This is a genomic window from Citrobacter sp. VF227 (assembly GCF_052950715.1).
Window position 1 is genome coordinate 1 of record NZ_JBRFVF010000265.1, and the last position, 512, is coordinate 512.

Consider the following 512-nt stretch of genomic DNA (forward strand, 5'->3'; position numbering starts at 1 on the left):
GGGCATGGGCGTGGCGATGCCGAGCGGCGTGGCCCAGCAGACGGTGTGGATCAACGCAGTAGCGTAGGCGCAAAGGCCGAAGAACGCCGGCTGCCCAAAGGACAAAACCCCGGAGAAGCCCCAGAGCAGGTCGACCGTAACCGCCAGCACCGAGTAGATCATCGACCGAGTCAGGACGTTAACCGCGAGGGTGTCGAGGAACAGCGGCGCGATCCAGAGGGCCAGCGCCGCGAGGGCCGCGACCACGAAGGGCGCGGCGCGGGACAGGCGGCGTCCGCGGGGCGCCGCGGCGGCGCGCTCGGCGACGGGAAGGGTCTCAAGCACGGGAGAAACCTTTCGGGCTGATCCGCAGCACGAGGGCGGCGAGCACGGCGACGGCGATGCTGCCCAGGATCGGACTCACGAAGGTGCTGATCAGAACCTGCGCGGCCCCGAAGACGAGGCAGGCCGCCGCGAGCGCCAGGTACGAGGCGTCGGCGACCATCACCAGCATGAAGGCGCCGATCAGCCAG

2 protein-coding genes are annotated in these 512 nt (G+C 69.9%); both read right to left on the reverse strand.

Annotated features, from left to right (window positions below; translation table 11 throughout):
• Positions 1–324: ABC transporter permease subunit (locus ACU8YC_RS26240; RefSeq protein ID WP_446896151.1), on the reverse strand; the 324-nt coding region annotated here is incomplete at its 3' end.
• On the reverse strand, positions 317–512 hold a 196-nt coding region (locus tag ACU8YC_RS26245; RefSeq protein ID WP_446896152.1), incomplete at its 5' end, for a hypothetical protein. The genes ACU8YC_RS26240 and ACU8YC_RS26245, both read right to left, overlap by 8 nt.